The 4,081-nt window shown below is 43.0% G+C and carries 4 protein-coding genes and 1 pseudogene; 1 reads left to right on the top strand and 4 read right to left on the bottom strand.

The window, feature by feature from the left end:
• Positions 1 to 285: 285 nt before the first annotated feature.
• The 4 genes from ACK5MF_RS12665 to ACK5MF_RS12650 all read right to left on the bottom strand — a co-directional run bounded on the left by ACK5MF_RS12665 (position 286) and on the right by ACK5MF_RS12650 (position 3,619).
• Positions 286 to 1,299, bottom strand: coding sequence for a Fe(3+) ABC transporter substrate-binding protein (locus ACK5MF_RS12665; protein WP_416922759.1), 1,014 nt, complete (start codon positions 1,297 to 1,299; stop codon positions 286 to 288).
• 140 nt (positions 1,300 to 1,439) lie between these two features.
• Complete coding sequence (locus ACK5MF_RS12660; protein WP_416922757.1) at positions 1,440 to 2,669, bottom strand: ammonium transporter; 1,230 nt, start codon at positions 2,667 to 2,669, stop codon at positions 1,440 to 1,442.
• A 25-nt stretch (positions 2,670 to 2,694) separates the two neighbouring features.
• Positions 2,695 to 3,033 carry a P-II family nitrogen regulator gene (gene glnK, locus ACK5MF_RS12655; RefSeq protein ID WP_416922755.1) on the bottom strand — a complete coding sequence of 113 codons (339 nt, stop codon included), beginning with the start codon at positions 3,031 to 3,033 and terminating at the stop codon, positions 2,695 to 2,697.
• A 214-nt stretch (positions 3,034 to 3,247) separates the two neighbouring features.
• Entirely contained in the window at positions 3,248 to 3,619 is a 372-nt protein-coding gene (locus tag ACK5MF_RS12650) for a YacL family protein (RefSeq protein ID WP_416922753.1), read from the bottom strand.
• 262 nt (positions 3,620 to 3,881) lie between these two features.
• Between ACK5MF_RS12650 and ACK5MF_RS12645 the strand changes: the two are divergent.
• Positions 3,882 to 4,081: pseudogene (locus ACK5MF_RS12645) on the top strand (helix-turn-helix domain-containing protein); the annotation flags it as partial.

Below are 4,081 nucleotides of genomic sequence, written 5' to 3'. Positions count from 1 at the left end.
TAAGAGAATGGCCATCAATTAAAAATGAATTTGAACCATGCATAGTGAAAACATGAGCCCAATAACGAACATGTTTTGTTGGGACAGAATATTTTTCAGCGAGCTCTCGAGGAGTGGAGCCATCAAGATACTTTTTAGCTACTTTGAACTTTAACTCGCGACTGTATTTGGACATAAATAAAAGACCCCCAATAATTGGTTGTCCAACTATTGGGGGTCACTTCAAAGCATGGGAACGAGATTTATCCTCCCCCTTAAAATTTAGAGGAAGATAAATTCTGTCAATTAAAGGTCAAATTTCACTTCGTCCAGTAATTTAATCGCTGCGGTATGGTTATCAGCAATCTTTTCTAAAGGTAGCGTATCTGACTTAAATTCGCCCCAAGATGCCACAAGTTCTGAACGCTTGACGCCTGGTTTTACCGGGTATTCGAAGTTCACTTCGGCATACATATGCTGAGCAGTTTCACCCGTTAAGAATTCCATAAGTTTTACCGCATTATCACGATTGGGCGCATATTTGGCCATCGCCATCCCACTGACGTTCACGTGTGTCCCCTGAGCATGTTGATCCGGGAAGTTGATGTATACCGATTCCGCCCAGTTTTTTTGCTCTTTATCTTCGAGCATTTTGCCCAGGTAGTAGCTGTTGCCTAAAGAAAGATCACATAACCCTTCTTTGATTGCGCGAACTTGGTCACGGTCGTTACCTTGTGGTTTACGCGCCAAATTCGCTTTTAGTCCTTCTAACCATGCTTTAGTTTCTGCTTCACCGTGGTTAGCAATCATGGCCGCAACTAAAGCAATGTTGTATGGATGTTTGCCACTACGAGTACAGACTTTACCTTTATATTCAGGCTTAGCTAAATCAAGATAGTTAAAATCATCGCCTAATTTGCCTACGCGATCACGTGAAGAGTAAACACTACGGGTACGAATCGTTAAAGCAAACCACTGTTCTTTACTATCACGGTATTGGGCTGGGATGTTCTCATCAATAACCGCACTGTTCACCGGTTGAGTTAACTTCTTATCAGACAATTCGAACAAACGGCTAAACTCTGAAGTTAATACCACGTCCGCAGGACTGTATTCACCTTCTTGTGCTAACTTTTCGGCGATACCTTCGCTGGCGAATTTCACATTGACCTTAATCCCCGTCTCTTTAGTGAACTCTTTAAACATGGGTTCAATCAGGAAAGGCTGTCGGTAAGAGTAAACATTCACTTCTTCTGCTGCCATAGCAGACGGAGCTAAAACGCTTAACGTAAGTGCGGAAAGTGTGAGCATCTTTTTCATCGTTTAAACCTAATGTGTAGTGATAATGATAATGTTTTTTATTTCCATAAATTATATTAAGCGTTGTTCTCAAGCACAATTATAAATAACAAAAAACCTGCCACAGGGGGCAGGTTTTCCGACGAGGATCTAAGTATTAACTATTTTAACACTGAGAACTCAGGATAAGCTTCGACACCACAGTCATGCATATCCATACCTTCTTGCTCTTCTTCTTCAGAAACGCGGATACCCATAGCGGCTTTGAGAATTGCCCAAACAACCAGACTCGCAACAAATACCCAAGCAAAAATCACCACAGCTCCTAACAGTTGCGAACCAAATGCAGTATCAGCATTACTTAGTGGTACCACCATCAGACCGAAGAAACCACACACACCGTGTACTGAGATAGCACCCACTGGATCATCGATTTTTAGTTTGTCTAACGCGATGATACTAAATACCACAAGCGCACCCGCAACCGCACCGATAGCCACAGAGAAGAGTGGTGATGGTGATAAAGGATCTGCGGTAATCGCAACCAGACCCGCCAATGCACCGTTGAGTACCATAGTCAGATCCGCTTTACCCCAAGTCGTTTTACATACTAACAGAGCCGCAATCGCACCTGCCGCTGGTGCTGCGTTGGTATTAAGGAAAACTTTACCTACCGAAGTCGCGTTCTCAAAATCAGAGACCATCAGTTGCGAACCACCGTTAAAACCAAACCAGCCAAACCACAAGATGAAAGTACCTAAAGTGGCTAACGGCATGTTTGAACCCGGTATTGGATAAACCTCACCATTTTTGCCGTATTTTCCTTTACGCGCACCCAGTAAGATCACCCCAGCCAAAGCAGCAGCAGCACCAGCTAAGTGAACGATACCAGAGCCAGCAAAGTCACTGAACCCTGCAGCAGATAAGAAGCCACCGCCCCAAGTCCAGTATCCTTCCATCGGATAGATAAACGCTGTCAGCACAACGGCGAAAATCAGGAAAGACCAAAGTTTCATTCGTTCTGCCACCGCACCAGAGACAACCGACATGGATGTTGCAGCAAACACAACTTGGAAGAAGAAATCGGATTCCAGAGAGTGATCAGCACCGTCAGCTTGCGTACCGATTAACGCACCAAATGAAGGTAACCAACCCGCTTCGGCATTATCTACGTACATGATATTGTAGCCAACAAGCAAGAACATAGTGCTTGCAATGGCATAAAGGATAAAGTTTTTCGCCAAAATTTCTGTGGTATTCTTCGCACGAACCAAACCGGCTTCAAGCATGGCAAAACCAGCAGCCATCCACATCACCAGCGCGCCTGAAATCACAAAAAAGAATGTATCCAGTGCATAGCGTAACTCCGCTACCGTTACTGACAGTTCCATAATAGTTGTCTCCAATCCCTGATTCTTAAAGTGCTTCGATATCTGTTTCGCCAGTACGAATACGAACAGCATGACTTAAGTCATAAACAAATATTTTACCGTCACCAATCTTGCCTGTGTGGGCTGCTTTGATGATTGCTTCAACAACGCGATCGACGTTGTCTGCTTGTGTTGCGATCTCAATTTTTACCTTAGGCAGGAAATCCACTTGATATTCCGCGCCACGGTAAAGTTCGGTGTGACCTTTTTGACGACCGAAGCCTTTTACCTCTGATACTGTCATCCCTTCGATGCCAACATCAGCTAAAGCTTCGCGCACATCGTCAAGTTTGAATGGTTTGATGATTGCATTTATAAGTTTCATCGCGTCCTCTCTGAAGCTGTAGTCCATTAACTCTGTTTCAACTTTAATAATCCAAGGTGCGTGCCAACTTTTTAACCCATTGATACAAAAGAAGTTAATGTGATATTTATCCAGAAAAAACAAAGGGTCGCACAAATATTGTGCAACCCTTTCCCAAAAATAATGCGCTTAAATCATTCTTCACCACATAAGTGCACGCTTTAACAGCAATGCATTAATAGTTTTGAATGAACTCCAACCACTGTCTCATCATTGATGCAAAATCTTCCAATCCACACTCAGCTGTGCTCTCGCTGTCATAGAGTTCAAATTCACTTTCAAACTCAACATCATGGCTGTAGCCTAACGTGTTTTCTTGCACGGTGACTTCACTCCCAAGTACAAAAAGAGAGATCTCTTTTCCGGCCAGTTTCCACTCTTTTGCTGGCGTTTGGTGCACTTGGTCGAGTAACGAAAATACTTGCTCGATCTTTGTGCGATCTTTGCCTATCTCTTCTTGTAGCCAGCGAGCGATCACCTGATGTTCCATATTACAACTGACGTAATACTCACCCATTAATGTGTTTTTCGTAAATTCAAATTCCACAGTGTACTTACCAATTGTTTTAATTTTGCTCGAAGTATACCTTTGATAAGGTCTCAACATCATCTCATCAAGCTTAGCTCAATAAAAAAAGGTCACCTATAATAGGTGCAATGCCAATCAGTTAAGAAAATCTCTCGTTCCCATGCTCTGAAGTGACCCCAGAAAGTCAGATTAACTGCCTATTTTGGCTTTGGTATGCATTCCCACGGGGGTGAAGTGACCCCCAATAGTTGGACAACCAATTATTGGGGGTCTTTTATTTATGTCCAAATACAGTCGCGAGTTAAAGTTCAAAGTAGCTAAAAAGTATCTTGATGGCTCCACTCCTCGAGAGCTCGCTGAAAAATATTCTGTCCCAACAAAACATGTTCGTTATTGGGCTCATGTTTTCACTATGCATGGTTCAAATTCATTTTTAATTGATGGCCATTCTCTTAGTGCGGAAGCTAAGCTGGAAGCGTT

The sequence above is a fragment of the Vibrio sp. genome (assembly GCF_047973365.1).
Lineage (GTDB): Bacteria > Pseudomonadota > Gammaproteobacteria > Enterobacterales > Vibrionaceae > Vibrio.
Note: the sequence above shows the minus strand (reverse complement) of the source record. Positions and strands in the feature narration are given on the sequence as shown.